The sequence below is a fragment of the Paenibacillus sp. 1781tsa1 genome (genome assembly GCF_024159265.1).
Classification (GTDB): domain Bacteria; phylum Bacillota; class Bacilli; order Paenibacillales; family Paenibacillaceae; genus Paenibacillus.
This window is the reverse complement of sequence record NZ_JAMYWY010000001.1, coordinates 4,206,393-4,221,872: the sequence shown is the minus strand read 5'-3', so window position 1 is coordinate 4,221,872 and position 15,480 is coordinate 4,206,393. Positions and strand designations below refer to the sequence as shown.

20 protein-coding genes are annotated in these 15,480 nt (G+C 35.9%); 1 reads left to right on the top strand and 19 read right to left on the bottom strand.

Features of this window, described 5'->3' with window-relative positions; genetic code table 11:
* Nucleotides 1-71: 71 nt before the first annotated feature.
* The gene (locus NKT06_RS18985; RefSeq protein ID WP_253437961.1) at nucleotides 72-365 is read left to right on the top strand and encodes a hypothetical protein; all 294 of its coding nucleotides are present in this window, start codon (nucleotides 72-74) and stop codon (nucleotides 363-365) included.
* A 58-nt stretch (nucleotides 366-423) separates the two neighbouring features.
* On the opposite strand, the gene NKT06_RS18980 is transcribed toward NKT06_RS18985, so the two are convergent.
* The 19 genes from NKT06_RS18980 to NKT06_RS18890 form a co-directional block, all read right to left on the bottom strand.
* Entirely contained in the window at nucleotides 424-810 is a 387-nt protein-coding gene (locus tag NKT06_RS18980; RefSeq protein WP_253437958.1) for a hypothetical protein, read from the bottom strand.
* A 24-nt stretch (nucleotides 811-834) separates the two neighbouring features.
* On the bottom strand, nucleotides 835-1,749 hold the full coding sequence (locus tag NKT06_RS18975) for a peptidoglycan recognition protein family protein (protein ID WP_253437955.1): 915 nt from the start codon (nucleotides 1,747-1,749) through the stop codon (nucleotides 835-837).
* An 11-nt stretch (nucleotides 1,750-1,760) separates the two neighbouring features.
* Entirely contained in the window at nucleotides 1,761-2,219 is a 459-nt protein-coding gene (locus tag NKT06_RS18970) for a phage holin family protein (protein WP_253437952.1), read from the bottom strand.
* A 57-nt stretch (nucleotides 2,220-2,276) separates the two neighbouring features.
* A complete protein-coding gene (locus NKT06_RS18965) occupies nucleotides 2,277-4,115 on the bottom strand; it encodes a CBM96 family carbohydrate-binding protein (protein WP_253437949.1) in 1,839 nt (612 codons plus the stop codon).
* Between the two features lie 32 nt (nucleotides 4,116-4,147).
* A complete protein-coding gene (locus NKT06_RS18960; RefSeq protein WP_253437946.1) occupies nucleotides 4,148-6,250 on the bottom strand; it encodes an SPRY domain-containing protein in 2,103 nt (700 codons plus the stop codon).
* A gap of 48 nt (nucleotides 6,251-6,298) precedes the next feature.
* The gene (locus tag NKT06_RS18955; RefSeq protein ID WP_253437943.1) at nucleotides 6,299-7,429 is read right to left on the bottom strand and encodes a discoidin/SUN/FTP domain-containing protein; all 1,131 of its coding nucleotides are present in this window, start codon (nucleotides 7,427-7,429) and stop codon (nucleotides 6,299-6,301) included.
* A gap of 59 nt (nucleotides 7,430-7,488) precedes the next feature.
* A complete protein-coding gene (locus NKT06_RS18950) occupies nucleotides 7,489-8,283 on the bottom strand; it encodes an SPRY domain-containing protein (RefSeq protein WP_253437939.1) in 795 nt (264 codons plus the stop codon).
* A 30-nt stretch (nucleotides 8,284-8,313) separates the two neighbouring features.
* Nucleotides 8,314-8,574: a hypothetical protein gene (locus tag NKT06_RS18945; RefSeq protein WP_253437934.1), complete on the bottom strand. Its 261-nt coding sequence runs from the start codon at nucleotides 8,572-8,574 to the stop codon at nucleotides 8,314-8,316.
* A gap of 13 nt (nucleotides 8,575-8,587) precedes the next feature.
* Nucleotides 8,588-9,154, bottom strand: a complete 567-nt coding sequence (locus NKT06_RS18940; RefSeq protein ID WP_253437931.1) for a hypothetical protein — start codon at nucleotides 9,152-9,154, stop codon at nucleotides 8,588-8,590.
* A 15-nt stretch (nucleotides 9,155-9,169) separates the two neighbouring features.
* Nucleotides 9,170-9,787, bottom strand: coding sequence for a hypothetical protein (locus NKT06_RS18935; RefSeq protein WP_253437928.1), 618 nt, complete (start codon nucleotides 9,785-9,787; stop codon nucleotides 9,170-9,172).
* Nucleotides 9,788-9,865: 78 nt separating this feature from the next.
* The gene (locus NKT06_RS18930) at nucleotides 9,866-10,426 is read right to left on the bottom strand and encodes a hypothetical protein (protein WP_253437925.1); all 561 of its coding nucleotides are present in this window, start codon (nucleotides 10,424-10,426) and stop codon (nucleotides 9,866-9,868) included.
* Nucleotides 10,427-10,441: 15 nt separating this feature from the next.
* Entirely contained in the window at nucleotides 10,442-11,596 is a 1,155-nt protein-coding gene (locus tag NKT06_RS18925) for a hypothetical protein (protein WP_253437922.1), read from the bottom strand.
* A gap of 12 nt (nucleotides 11,597-11,608) precedes the next feature.
* The gene (locus NKT06_RS18920; protein ID WP_253437919.1) at nucleotides 11,609-12,082 is read right to left on the bottom strand and encodes a hypothetical protein; all 474 of its coding nucleotides are present in this window, start codon (nucleotides 12,080-12,082) and stop codon (nucleotides 11,609-11,611) included.
* 8 nt (nucleotides 12,083-12,090) lie between these two features.
* On the bottom strand, nucleotides 12,091-12,729 hold the full coding sequence (locus tag NKT06_RS18915; RefSeq protein WP_253437916.1) for a phage tail family protein: 639 nt from the start codon (nucleotides 12,727-12,729) through the stop codon (nucleotides 12,091-12,093).
* 8 nt (nucleotides 12,730-12,737) lie between these two features.
* A complete protein-coding gene (locus NKT06_RS18910) occupies nucleotides 12,738-13,373 on the bottom strand; it encodes a hypothetical protein (protein WP_253437913.1) in 636 nt (211 codons plus the stop codon).
* 15 nt (nucleotides 13,374-13,388) lie between these two features.
* Nucleotides 13,389-14,003, bottom strand: coding sequence for a phage tail domain-containing protein (locus tag NKT06_RS18905; protein ID WP_253437910.1), 615 nt, complete (start codon nucleotides 14,001-14,003; stop codon nucleotides 13,389-13,391).
* Between the two features lie 96 nt (nucleotides 14,004-14,099).
* Complete coding sequence (locus NKT06_RS18900) at nucleotides 14,100-14,648, bottom strand: GNAT family N-acetyltransferase (RefSeq protein ID WP_253437907.1); 549 nt, start codon at nucleotides 14,646-14,648, stop codon at nucleotides 14,100-14,102.
* A gap of 21 nt (nucleotides 14,649-14,669) precedes the next feature.
* Nucleotides 14,670-14,852 carry a hypothetical protein gene (locus NKT06_RS18895; RefSeq protein WP_253437904.1) on the bottom strand — a complete coding sequence of 61 codons (183 nt, stop codon included), beginning with the start codon at nucleotides 14,850-14,852 and terminating at the stop codon, nucleotides 14,670-14,672.
* Between the two features lie 267 nt (nucleotides 14,853-15,119).
* The gene (locus NKT06_RS18890; protein ID WP_253437901.1) at nucleotides 15,120-15,461 is read right to left on the bottom strand and encodes an SHOCT domain-containing protein; all 342 of its coding nucleotides are present in this window, start codon (nucleotides 15,459-15,461) and stop codon (nucleotides 15,120-15,122) included.
* Nucleotides 15,462-15,480: the final 19 nt, after the last annotated feature.

Sequence of the window (15,480 nt, the reverse complement as noted above, 5' to 3'; positions counted from 1 at the left end):
ATTCGTTGTCATTCGATAAGCCGAAATGGGGAGGTGAAACCTTTACCCACAAATGGAGTGGGATTGAACATATGTATCCCCTCATGTTGAAAATGTACAATGAAGACTTACTTAGCTTTGAACAAATTGCAGAAGCCACTGAAACGGACTGGTGGACGATTAAGCAAATGTTCAAAGCTAAGGGGGCAGATATATTAACCACCAAAGAAAGGGGCATTAAAAGACGTGCTCGTGACTTTGAGAGGATATACGACTTGCATTATAATGATGGACTAGCTTTTGCTCGGATTTATAAAGAACATGGATTGAGCCCAACTTACTGTAAACAAGTACTTGAAGAGAATATGCACAAGTTAAAAAAATGAAAAAAATACCCCTCAAGAGAATAATATCTCAAGAGGGGTTAAGTTTTACCTATATTTGTTATTTATCTTTATTTGAGTGCAAAATTGCCTGATCTATCACAATTTCAATAAGTTGCCTTTCAGAAACCGTTGGTATGACTGCGTTTTTCGCCAACAAATCATCAATAATTCTCAATGAAATTGCCCTTTTATCAACATTGTCATCCATGTGTTCATTTACATAATCAACAACTCTATCTGCGATATCTAACGCAAATGTGGCTTTATTCTTATCTAACTTATCCGTCTTAATCACATCAAGTACAAGTCGAGTCACCAACAACATTTGCTTCATGCCTTCAGCTTTGTCCTTCGTAATCCATCCTTTTTCCCTAGCAAAGGGAATGACAAATAGCCCTCCTACAACAGCAGCAAGGATGATTGCAATTACATATAAATTATCCATTTATCTAAACTCCTTTATGTATAGTTACTTACTTACTTTGATGTTATTATCTTTACGGTATTGAGTTACAAGAATACGCCAAAAATCATAGCTACCTTTATTATCTGAAATATGATCCTTGTAATACTTATAGGCTTCTTGTGCCCATGTTGGACATTCCATATTGGCTTTTAGTTTCTCAGCTTGAATCCATTCAGATTGTTGCTGAATTGTTTTTTCAAGACTGGCTACTTGTTGTTTTTCTGCTTCTGTCATTTCTTCATCATCCTTTGGTTTAGTATTTGGGATAGGAGTTGCACTTGTAATATTGTTTCTTAAGCGATCTAATTCCACTTTAACTTGAGGTAAGAAATTCTTATTGGCTGAAGCAATTGTATTGCCATCTCCCCAGTATGCAGTACCCGGACATGATTTACTTGATTTACCTGGTGTATAATCTGATAGTCGAGTACCACTTGCTGTGAACCAAGCGTGGTACACAATTTTATCCGTGTTGACAGGCACATAAAACTTTTCACACAGAGTAGCGTATAAGTGAATTGCAGCTTGTTTTTGAACAGGTGTCATGATATCTACACCTTTATCAAAGCATCCAACTATCTCGATTCCCACATATCCAGCATTGTTATTATAGATACAAGCAGGAGTCATGTTTAAATCACGATCCAATGACACTCCAACTTTACCATCCTCGAACAAAGTTAAGTGTTGTCCAGTGGCTTTCCACTTGTTCGTGTTAATGTGAAAGTCACGCATACCCTCTAGACATTTGAAGTGGTCTTGTTGTGCGATTCCATTAACCATTTTACGAGTGGTGTAATTGGGTGATCCAGTGTGGTGTACTTGTAAGCCTTTAATTCTTCGGGTAACTTTTTGCTTTTGTAGCCATGAACGGAATTCTGATATGTCGAGTAGAAGGAAATTTCCTTTTTGAATCATTCAATCACTCCTTATTTATTATTGTTTTCTTTTGAATCAGAAACATCTCCGCTTTTATCTTTCAAAATAGAAATTGCTTTTTTGACCTGCGAAGGAATTGGCAAACCGCTCCGAGCCCAGTTTTCCGTGAGACTTAACAACTCATTTGCAATATAAAAGTATGTAGCCCCTACAGCTAAACTTAGAGTCCCGTTCAACCCAATTACTGCATCGATTTTGTACATTACAAAAATAACCGTGAACATTAGAGCTTTTTTGGCTATCCCCAATGAACCTTTGTTTGAATTAAGACCCTTGTCTTTACGATCAGGATATCTGTGTCCCTCAATTGCTGAAGCTATAATCCCAGTAATAAAATCCAAAATTGTAAGGGTAGCAAGTAACTCCAATAGATTGCTCCAGCCTCCAAACATATACGATGTTACACTTCCAACCACCCCCACAATAAAATTTAGAAATTTGTCTGACACATTGTTTTCCTTCTCTCAATTAAAATAGACTCCCCTACAATGGAGAGTCTTTCTGTATTACATAATGTAAAAATAGAAACCGCTACCTCGACCTTTTATCATAATCGTAGCACTCAGATCCACTACATCGAGTTGACGGAATAGTGCATATGAATCAACGCTTGTTTCACCGATTACTCTTGGATATAGATAGCCAAATAATTCGGGTCTGCTTATAGTCATCTCACTATCAACAATACTGCCAATTTTTGCAATGAGTTGACCACTTAAATCGGTTTTCTGCCTGATATCAAGTGTAGCCCCAATATAATCATGATGCTTAACATATATTTCTGATTCAAGGTCATTTGCATATTTCACGTTTAAAAAGCCATATAAATTAGGTCTACTTACAGCTACACTACTTGGAACATCATCGTATAGTTTCTGCGTAACAGTGATCGTAGAATTTATATCTTCTCTCACAACTGTGTAATCGGAAACAGTAATATAACCCAACAAATCAGGTTTACTTATTATGATTGAGCCTTGTAGTCTGTTTGAAGTGGGTACATCTAGATAAACATCTAAGTCTCCATCAAGACCAACATTCCTCACTGCTAAATATCCAAGTAGATCAGGTTTAGCTACCATGATTTGTGAATGTAAATCAAATTCTTTTGCTACATTTACAGTTAGACTTGAATCTAAATATTCATTCGCACGAGTATACTCAGTTACAGTTAAATAACCTTGAAAGTCTGGTTTAGCAATAGTTAACTTCGCCTGTCTTTCCTCTAGTTCTGAGTATACAACGGCTATTGTTGATTCAATACTAGTAGATTCAGCATACATTACATCTAAATGTCCGTATAAATCAGGTCTGGTAATATACAGAGAAGATTCAATATCTTTATCTAAGATATCTTCTGGTCTGTGTACAGATAGAAGAGAGTTTAAATATTCGATCCCTATATTACTTTTAACATTTAAAGACGATGCTATATTAGATTGCCCAACTCCAATTATATTAATAGATGAATTTACATCTGCTCTGCCTAAACTATAATTGTCTGTTGTTATATATCTAATCTGAAGAGAAGGAGACCTATCTGATTCACGAGTATTGAAGTATGTAGCATGATCACTATTTGACTGAATAATTAGACCATAGTTAATACGACTACCATTAATCCAATCTTTAACAATACTCAGAATATCAATTTCAATATAATATTTAGCTTTATTTACGTTATAGTTGTCTTGCAACAATTCAATTGCAGAAGGTTTATTTACATAGGTAATACCATATTCACGCCAAATAGAACTTGGTTGCCACAGGGTAATGTCAGTTCCGTCATTAAATGATCCACTGTAGTACAGTCTCAATTTAGCTTCTTCAATCTTATTTATATCAGTTATCCTTGATGCAATATCTCCAAAATCTATAAATGATTCAAATTGTTCTCCTTCGGGCGAATTACCAATCAACATACTTTGCGTGTTGCCATAGTTTATGATTTGCTTATCAGCACGACTTCGAGTAGTAGCATCAGCAATAGGAGGGAGGTCAACTGTAACTCTAGGAGCAGCCAATAGTTCGAAACTACCTAAAATTCTATTGTGTGGGGGAATATATAATTCAGCGTCGATATTATTAACGCTAGTGGCTATGACGCTTGACTCTAAAACTATTGTGCCGCCGTACATTACATTTATCTTTGTATTTAAGTTACTAGTTTCTTGCACTTTAACTTCTAACGTAGATTCAATATCACTAGATCGTCTTATTGCTACCTTTAGTTCGGACTCTAAAGGGCTCTCTTCTTGGCGATAGAGAATAAATCTACCTTCCATACGATTTGATGGGGATCTGACATATATTTCTCCGTTTATGTCGTCATACAGTTCATCCAATTAATCACTTCCTATCTCATTGTATTGAGACATTAATTATTCTGTTTCTTCGCATTAATCTTTAATTCAAAAATTCCATTGGGGACTGGTTCAGCTTCTACGTCTGAAGTTAATCGAACATAGAATTCCTTTGTTTCATCAATTCCTGTTAGCCCATAAGTGATATAGTCAACAGGTAAGAATGGAGTTTGCTGTCTTGATAGCTCTACACCAACACCAAGGGGTAGCTTTTCTTTATTTACTTCGAGCAGCAATTCATCAATCGGATATCCGAGTTGATTTTTAATGATCACTCTTTGATCTAATGTAGTCTGACCTGCGAAAAGAGCACCGAAGTTTAAATATTTTAGAATCCCCCCAAAGGTATCTGACAAATATTCTCCTGACTCATCCATAAACATTAATCCTGAGTAGCTTCCTGTGAAAGGTTTTTCCCAGTAGTCTGTTTCTCCCCAATAATCTTTAAACTCAACGCGAAGGACGTTCTCTTGATTGAATAAGATATCTCTTTCAGATATATTGATACTAATATTTTGAGGAGATGGAGCTAGGGGTGTAAAGCTTCCGTCAGTAGGGTAATAGGACTTATTATTTAAAATGACACGATATTGAACTTTGCCTTGATCACTATCATCTAAACTACCCGTTAACTTATTTCCAGATAAATTAAGTTCAATTGTTGCATTAGTATTTAGCACATAAAAGGCAACATTGTCCATCTTAATTGTTTCTGTGGCTGAATTGATATTGAGCTTCATATTATCAATTGCAATTCCAGTTTCTGAATTATGTATGCTATCCTCAAAGTAATAAGCAAAACGAATCTTATTACCTTTATCCTTTAATGCTACTGAATCAATCTTGGAAACATCGTAATGACTCATCCCGCTCTGTTTAAATGTAAGTAAACTTGCAATGCCAATCGTTCTCCACTTACCAAACTTACATACTTCCCAAGTGTCTCCTTCATTAAATGAAACCGCATATCTCAGCGTACCATTAGTTGAATTAAGTTTATCTACAATAGAAAGTAGGTCGCCATACATATAGTAATCATCTGTTTGGATAATTGATTGAGGAGAGGGGATAGAAGAGGTTGAAGCTATTTTAGGATTATTATTGTCACTCCACGTAACCACGTCAAAATCTCCCTCAAGTTCATCCAAGGGGGAGTAGTTCGCCGTAATATTCAATTCTGCCGATGTTTTGGATGGATCATCTGTGTAGTATAGAACATCCAAACTATCACCTAACTCATCGTAGAGGGTAAACGGTTCGGTTTCAATTGTAATCGTTGATTCGGTTTGATTCGGGTCATCGGTGTATTCGATGATTTTGATCTCTTTGTCTTCCCATTCTTCCGCGAGTGTGAAAGGATCAGTTTCGATGTTGAAGGATGCTTCTGTTTTTGTTGGGTCGTCGGTATAGTAGCATAGATCAATTTCGCTTTGAAGTTGTGACCATGCGGATTCAGGGATAGTTGAGATGTCGTCCATTCCAAAATTCAGATAGTCCTGCTCGGTGGGGCTAGAAGAAGACAGGGTAATCCAATTAAAAACTGAATAATATTTGTAGATGGAGTTGTTGAAAATAAATGCTTTCTGAACTATCACATTATTATAGGCGCTATATCCGTTGGGAATAGAGTATGTAAAGGGAGTTGATCCAAAGTTAAACACCACTCTCTTTGAGGCTGTACCTCCCGGCCTATATAACGGATAAACCATCCCCAAGCTTTTGATGTCTGTGTGTGAAACTCCCATGCTCACACCATTACGATAAAATTCGAGTGTTCCTTGATCTAGATTTAAAGCAATTCCAATTATCCCACCTGATGAGGTAGATGATCCATATGACCCGTTCTCGGGGAATTTTGAGCCATTGTAGGCATAGTAGGTCCTAATATTAGCATTTGTTACAGGGTCACTTAGCCCAAATGTTTTATTTGATACTCCAACGTGTACCTCATTGTTGCCGCTGTCCAATTTTACTTCCCAATACCACTTACCTGATGATCTTCCATGAGTAGCACGAATAGCAGTTGTTGATGTACTTGTGTCTGTAAGGTTGCCATTAGACAACACATGACCAGAACCCATGTCATTCGGATTAAGGGTAACATTCAATATCGCCATAATCTCATCTCCTTTCTAAAATCTTAATCAAACAATCATTTCACATAGTTATGTGATTGATGCTTTCTTGATTGGTGTTTTTGATGTATCTATTTTTTGTTTGAATACTTTGCCTGATCCAAGAGTCGTTGCATTCTGTTCAATAAATGCGCTACTTTCAAAAATTGACGATAAGTCTATGCTCAACGATTTATTCATTCCATGATTTAAGAAGTTAGACTCTAATGTATTCGCGATATTTAGTAAACTACCTTTTGTTGTTTCTTTCATTTTAAATTCATAAACATTTAGATAGCTCGTATCTCCATTATTTGCAGTCACATTTAACCTATAATATCTAAACTTTTGGGTATTAATTAATGAATACTCTTTTGTTTCAGAAGCAATCCATGAAGAAATATTAGTCTTAGAATCTAAAATAGTCTGCTCTCCACTAAAAACGCCTGTATTACTACCTTCGAAAGTCCAACTTTTAGGTGATCTTGATGTGGATAAATATGTAGACAATGAATAATAATTAATTATTTTTTCATTGTCTGATCCAAAATCATATTTTATCCAGCCTGTAGTTGATCCATTTGCAGTTATCCACCCACTAGTTGAATTTTTATCAAATGCTCTCCATGCTTCTCCTCCTGCTAAAACAGAACTTGCACTTGATACGCCAATAGGAGTAGTGTTAGAAGTCATAGCAGGATTTTCAAAAGTAGAAGGAATAATGACAGAGTAATACTTATCTTCTGATGAAATCAAGAATTTATTCGAATACGCATTGTTAAAAGTAATATGAGGAATTATTAGTCTATATGTTGAACTTGATGTGCCAAGAATTCTTAGTTTAACTGAATTGGTATTTATGTTTTTCTTTCCATCTATTACTTTTACATTAGTAGTTACTAGTTTGCTCCACGAAGAACCCCCTGTTCCCAAACCCAATCGTTCTGCTATTTTTTGTCCATTTGCCCAAACTTCGAACCCATAAGGCTGATTGGCGTTCGCACCGTTATCGACATAAACATCTACACTCTCTAAAGCATAGATTGTCTTTTCAAATAAGACATCTATTTCCACCCAAATATTATATGAATCTGTTAGATAAGTGTCCGTAATTGTATCACCAAACACTTTCATTAAATCAACAGAAAGATTGTTTGTTTGGCTTATTACCTTTATCGCCATAATTCATTTCTCCTTTCAAATAAAATAGAACACACCTTATAGATGTGTTCCTCATAAATTTAGCCAAGTGTAATTTTATCCACTCGGCGTTTTGACATATCAACTGTGTGCTCAAAGGTTTTTCCTGAACCTAATACAGCGCTTGTATTTTTTATGTTTCTCTTTTTGGTTAAGGAGCCATTGAAACTTGTTATTGAGTCCGCGCCATAACTAAGAAAGTTTTTCTCACTGTCTATATTTAATTTGTAAGCAACAGACTCTTTTAGAGAGTAAACTCCATTACCCGATGAAAGTAAGATTTTATTAGCAGAAACATTGGCATATGCTTGGTATCCAGTTGGTATACTATATGAAAATGGTGAGGCTCCAAAATTCACAGTGAAGGTTTTAGAAGTAGTGTTGATACTTCTAAAAAAGGGAAAAACTGTACCTAAGCTTTTTAAGTTTGTATGAGAAACGCCCATACTCGCACCATTTTTATAGAATTCCAGTGTTCCATTATCCAAATCAAGAGCCACACCAATAACGTCGTTAATTGCCCATGTTGATCCGTAGGCAGTATTCTCAGGTATTCTTGGTCCATTTATACCGTAGTATCCTCTCAAATAAATCCCATCACCACTGTTCGTGTTCCATACGGCAGATGAGATGGGATATCTAATATCAGCAATACCCATAGCAAGGGCAGCATTACCGCTTACGTATTTTATCTCCCAATACCATTTACCAGCAGTCTTACTATGTGTTGCACGAATATTTGAACCAGCCGTAACTGTATCAGTAAGATTGTCTGTTGAAAGTAAGTGTCCAGTTCCAGCATCATTGGGATTAAGTGTTACATTGATTACAGCCATTCAGAATCATCTCCTTTCTAATTGAAATCATTATTTCACAGACAAATTTGTGATCTCATTATATTTTTTTAGATTTACTGTAGATTTAAAAACCTTGCCTGAACCAAGCGCCCCATTACTAGTCATAGGCTGCACAATAACTTTACTGCTACGATTAAACACACTGAGATCAACTATGCCATCCGAAATAAATACACTTTTAAGAGGCAATGTTGTTGATAAATTAATCCAAGCGTTATTCTTAAATGTTTTATAATTAGCAGAATCTTGAATTAGAGAATAGTTAGCCAAGTTGTCACCTCATTTACTGAAACGTTATTCCGTTAATCTTACTTAATTTGTTTCGTTCAAACTTTGTGCGATAAAGAAATCCATCTTCATGTAACGATACAGTGGGGGAGAGAGCTATGTTACGTTTTAATCTTAACGTTCCATCAGATGATGAGACATAGTTTGTATTGTATTTACCATCTGTAAATTCATCTATGGTGAGTAATGCAGGAGTTAGAGCAGCAGACAATTCAATTTTAATTTGAGCATACAATCCCACTGGACTATTAATTTTTCCATCTATATATGTAATCTCAGCATATTCACTCCAGTTAACATTATTGGACGATGATTTAGTATAAATTTTGTATGCTGTGTTGGAGCTACTATCTATAATACTTTTCACAACTCTCTCAAAAGCGGTAACTTTATCACCAATTGAAATTACAGCGGATTCCCATGTTCCCTTCGAAGCATAAATTATCTTACCTGTGGAATCAGTTGTTAATTCTCTAAGTTGTAGTTTACCGTTTCTAATTTCTGTTCCATTGTGGATACCGTTTGTTAACGGAATAGGTAAGCCGATTTCTTTAGTGCTCAATTTATCTCCACCTCTTTATCGAATAATCCAATTCAAATTACCAGACATGTTTTCTTTTAATGGTGCGTGTAGTTCTTCGGTTACAATCCCATCTGTGCGAATAACAATTTTTCCATCCAAATCTTTATCCGAGGTAATTTTAATTTGTAAATAGGGGCTGTCCTTAAAGGGAATGGTAAGAATACATTGAAAATTAATGTTTGCGTCTACTAAATACATTTGCTTCTTGTATCCAATATTGTATTGTTCAATACGAGAGTCAAAATTGCCCTGTTCTTTTTTATTTAAAATGTTTGCATCTGAAGATGAATCCTTGTACTGGATGATGTCATTGTATAAGAACGTTCTTCCCGTTAATGGATATTCTTGATTGTCTGTTTTATATGAAATCATAATTCGATGGCTGTTCAACTGAAATATTCCATTTGCTACATCAAAGTAAACCTGACTGCCTTCTCCAATTAAACCAAAATAAATTAGCTTATCTTTTTCTATTTCATAGTAAGAATTGTTTTTCTTTGTTTTTGAATCATATTCTAAAAATGATGTTCCATCATAATAATCCGCAACCCATATAAACGATTGCAATGTAGGAACTGGAGATCTATTATAACTGGGATTGCCCAATATCATTATTGCATCCTCCTTTTAAAATAAAAAAAAGAGAGTGACACGTAGCCACTCTCGTTAAAATAAATTATATGTAATTAATTACACATGCCTGTAAGAAACACGCAATTTAAATGCCTGTAGTCCACTTGAAGCATCCAATGGAACCGCACAGCGTAGAGATACAGTTACATAATTACCTGCTGAATCGGTTGGATTGCCATTATTGGATACACCTAAGATTTCTTGACTTCCCGGAGTAATAGGGGTTGGATAAATTGAACCATCTGATTTCTTCGATGTACTACCAGTAGTTCCAATTGGTTTTGATGCAATTTTACCGATTCGACTTGTATCTTGATCGATATCTGTTTCTCCTAGCGAATCTACTTGAGCATGGAACCAACTATTCTTAACAACTTCAATGTTGTATTGCGGGGTATCGCCCGTCCCGTTGCCCATGTCTCTAGTTGTAATCGTGCAATCCTCCATACGTGCAACATCTTCTACGCCAGTACCTTTTGTTGTATCGTATCGATTGTTCCAGATATTGAAGGTGAAAATGCTGCTTTTAGTATCAGCATCAATTGTCCCAAAATTAAATGGAGCCACAATTTCTTGCGTGTGTGTTGCATTTCTCCATGTTGGTATTGGTTTAGCCATATGTATCAAACTCCTCTATGTTCTAATAGTTATTGCGATCGTTAAGTCCTGTAAATCTAACCCTGCATTTAGGATATTAAGTCTATATAAATCTCCTGCGTTGACTGTTTTAGTCTTGATTGTTACTGTCCTGTCATCAAAGTGCTGATTTGCTCTAAAGTGTAGTTTGTCATTTAGAATACTTGTCCAATTGACCATATCTCTGCTTTTCTCGATATCAATGCTAGTTTCTGTTTCCCCATAGACACCACAAAGACCCTTAATCTCAATGATTTCACCATTGAAAGGAAAGGGGGCGGGAGTTTTTATAATTTCGGAGAACACATTTTCTTGTTTACAAAGTACGATCACTCTATCTTGTAATTCCAATGGCATATCTTTTAACTTCATGTGCTCAGAAACACTCATAAGCCCATCTTTAAACTCATTAACTGTTTGCAAATTAGATGCAATTAGATCAAACAGAATCCAATCGTTGCCGTCAAATCGATATCTCTTACCATCCTTGTGTGTTTGTACTGTCCATCCGATTTGAGGTAGTGGATACTTCGTTCTTAGTTCTGCAATATCTGCAACAGGCTCTTTGTAAACTAAGCGAGTTGTTTCGTAGGCATCCCTAGCTTTATTCGCAGCTATTGTTGCATTGTCAGCAGCTTGATTAGCTTTATCAGTTGAAACTTTGGATAGATCAGTTTGAGCTTGTGACTCCTTAATGGCATCCTCAATCAGACCTAGCGCAATTTGATTTTCATCAATTTTTGTCTGAATCTGATCAATGTAATCCTGTAGTGTAATTACCACATCTGGATTGCGTTTGACCATTGCATAAATACGGGAAGCAGGATACATAATCAACCCTCTACCTTTGTATCTACACAAATGAGCTTTACCTTCTTGAGAACTGTGAAACTGGATTGTTCCCATTCCATAGTGAACTAAGAATTCGTGCTCATTTAAGACTCGACGATTTTCAAATACCTCTTGATCAACTTCAACGAATCCAGCGATGTTAACTTTATCAGTGGGAGAGGGAAGCTCAAGGAGAGTAATTAATCCATTGATAACTGGTAATGAATCTGCTCTATCAACAAATGGATCTTGCGGTGTACCGTTACGCGAGATGATTGTTAAGGGGTCATTATACTGTAGATATGTATTTAAATCTGGCAACTGTTCACCCCCTTAGTTGACGAATACATTGCTAGTGCCAGAGGTAATTGTTGTAGTTGTTCCTAAATGTGTAGTTACATTTTTACTAATACTTGATACAGCTTTTCCCTCAGTAAAAACAGTGGAACTTCCTGTTGAGACTTGACCCGAACCCGAGCCTGATGTACCGGGGCTAATTGAAATGATAGATCCACCAAGCTTTGGTGAAGGTGATGGATCAGCTACCCATTGTTCTTGAGTGGGTGATGATATGGAGGCAATTGGTTGTCCGTTAATATATACCGTAGATGATGAATTAACTGTTCCCGTTATTTTTGCTCCCGTTGTATGTGTTGTTGTGTCATAAACAGTGTCATAGCCCGTACAGTTTCCAAATTGATCCCAAGATGAACATTCAGATCCAGATGGATATCTTTCAACATATGATACGTGTCCACTTTTATTTGATTCCTGTATTGTTGAACCTTTAATTGCTACTCCAGTCATGTAACCTCCTACTGTAAAAGTGTAAATTGGTATCTAAATTTGATATCTGCATTACCCGTTACTCTTAATATGTTCTTTCCAACAGGGAAGGAAAGGTAGTTATTATTGAAATCTTTATATCGATATGTGACTGCTAAGGAAGTTTCAATGTCCTGATTCTCATTGTCTACAAACACTGTTTCATCATGAATAAGGTTCTTGAACTTGAATTCATCATAATTGTTTGAAGTATTGATGATGCTAAAGTCTCCGTTGCCTTGTTTCGTTATCCAAATTTCAGGAGAACAATTTTTATCTCCCTTATTGTCAAACAATAGGATAGGTTCAAAGTAAAATGTTATGCCTTTAAATTCAGGAATCTCATCATAAGAATTTCTTATGAACAATACCCTAAACATAATACTGACATTAAAGAATCCAACATCTTCAACTATATCGGGAATGTGAGCACCATTTATACAGTTTTGCCACTCTGACCAGTTGAGATTGTCACGAGTAAAGCGAGTTTGAACAACAATATTAGATCCAATTGGCTCGACTGATTCCCATGATATCTTGCTTAAAACTCCATCGGCATTAATAGGAATTGGTATTGGATCAGAGGTGTAGCTTCCTTTGAGATTGATAATTGATTGCCAAGTAGTCATATCCTCACCTAACCAATCTTACCAAAGGGATAGAATAGAACTGCACTACCAGCTTCTTTCCACCTTGTTATTCGATACGTGGCCCAAGTAGCATTTTTGTCATAAGTTGTAGCACCATCGACAGTTTGCCAAGGTGGTTCTGCATTGCCAGATTCACCAGCCTGAATACATATGTAAAATCGACCATTATCTATTGTAGGCAAAACTATATCGTTAAGTTTATATTGTGTAGTTGCCGCCCACGTACTTGCTAATCGAGTATCATTAAATTGCACATCAATAGAGACGGGGAAGATGGGTTCTGTGTATCCCGACGTACCAGATTGAACGCAAACATAGACATGCCCATTATCAACTCTAGGTACAATATAGTCACCAACAGTATAGCTCTTAAGTCTTTGCCAAAATGGAGCTGCTTTGCCTGTACGTACATTTACCCAACCAACGTAACCATCATATACAGGAGCGGTATTGTATAATCGCTTAGTCCTTAGATAATCCCCACTTGTTGGAGTGGCAGATACATAATCATCTGAGATGAGATCTAGGATATCGAAATTTTCGCCTAGTTCTCGGATTGTTTTTTCTATCTCATCGGTGAAAGAGGGCTTTTTAAGTTTTAGCTTGTTTGTTTCTGTAGACATATAACTCTCCTTTCTTTAAATGTCTGACCATTTAGTACCAGCCTCAAAATCTGACCATTTTGGCTTTGCTGGATTGAGTACTAAATTTCCTTGTGGATTAGTTATTGTTGATTGATGCGTTCCTGTAGAATATGTATTTTTCTTGATTTCGAGTGGAGCGTAGTTCCATTTATAAACACGAGAAGTCATGATGGGGGAGTATGAGTAGGGAGAATCACAGCGGAAAGTTAAATTGATATAACCTTGCTTGAGACAGTTGTGAACAAGAGTAGAATCATCGACAACCATCGCATAGAAAATGCGTTCAGCTCCTACGGCTAAATCATTAGTGAAATACAATGTCTGATAGTAATCATGCTGTGTAAGCCACTGAGCAATTTCACGGATTTTTGCTGTGTTCCATGTTTCTTCAAATGCAAAAGAGACCGAAAACTTTAGTGGCTCAGTTTCAGTCCTCATAAAATAGGGTCTATCATTACCTTTAACTTTTTCCTCAACTATTTCTCGTGATGGGAAGAATATTTCTTCTTGCATGCCACTGTTTATATTGACATTGAGAAGTCCATGCTCAACAGAAGTTTCTCCGGCAAATGAAAAGTAGAGGGAGTCACGTATTGTAATCCAAATCACCTCCAATATAAAATTTGGACAAATAAAAAAAGCCCTATTTATAAGGCTTTTATGACACTAATTTCTATGTAAAATCGGTATTTCATTTAAATATAATCAATCGTACTCAACATATTGAGGAGGTACACTAAATATCATTTTAGCAACACCTAGATCTTCATCTCGCTCAACTTCATAGAATCCTAGGCTTTTATAAAAATGTAAGGGTTCTTCGTCAAGATAAGATTCTAGATATACAAAGTTGCAACCAATATTCTCAATCAAATCGATAGCCATACCCAAAACTCGATTGACTGCGTCTCTTGCTATTCCAGTTCGTTTATATCTTTTGTCTACGCCTAAGAATTGAATATGTACAATTGGATACTTCTGATTTCTATAATAAGGGTTTGTGGGGAGTGTACCAGTTAATCCTAGGCGATCAATATGTCTCGAATGAACTGCTACCTCCCCCAAACGGGTACTAATGAAGCCAACAATTTCATCATCTTTGAAGAATAGTTTTGTTATACAAAAATTGCACCGATGCAGTTCAAGTGCATGTTCCTGTAAAAACTCATTAACAGCATCTTTTCCACAGTCAAATCTCATTACTTTATCCATATATTCTTCTGAAATATAATCAAATTCAAGTTCAAGTGACATGGCTTTTCTCCAAAAATATAATTATTTTTTTCTTCTAGGGATAGAAGGTGTTGATTTAATTTTCTTTATTAGTTCTTCGTTTGTTTTTCCCCTATTAAATAGTAAGTCAGTGAACAGTCTTGCCTTCTTTTCAGAATCTAAATTGATTTCAGGACTTTTCACATTTAAAGTTGCCATCTTTTTTCCCTTCTTTCCATTAGCCAATTCAATCACTCTCCTATCAAAATAGTCAGACAATGATAGTTATGATTGAACTATTAGCAATATGATAGTTTTAATTCAATAGCGCTACATAAATTGGTATTTCATGTACACATCATAACACATTTAACGTTACACATACAGTTTATATAAAACACTTTTAATAGTTCTAATCAAATAATACGAAGTGGAAAGAGAGAAGTTAAGCGAACTATTATCAAGTAAAGTATGCTTTCATGGGAATATAAAAAGCACTCAATCTAATGAGTGCTAGAAATTCATATAATGATTCACTTGATTGGCATATTGAACTTTGAGACTATCTCTTTTTACTTCAAATTCTTCCTGTGTAATCATGTTGTTATCAAGAAGAGTTTGGAGTTTATTGAGTTCGTTTGTTAACAGTCTAGTGTGAAAATCTGCTTCTTCATTTTTTGCTTTGACGGCAGTTGATTTCATTGCTTCGTAAGCATACAAACCAAAGAACAGCAAAGAAGAGACAATTAAAATATTTGGCGCTGGGTGATGTCTTGTTAACGAAGGAACCGAAGCGAACCCTAGAATACATAAAGCAAGTGCAAAAACTAGATAGAAATTCTTCTTATACAGCATATGTAGACCCCACTTCCTA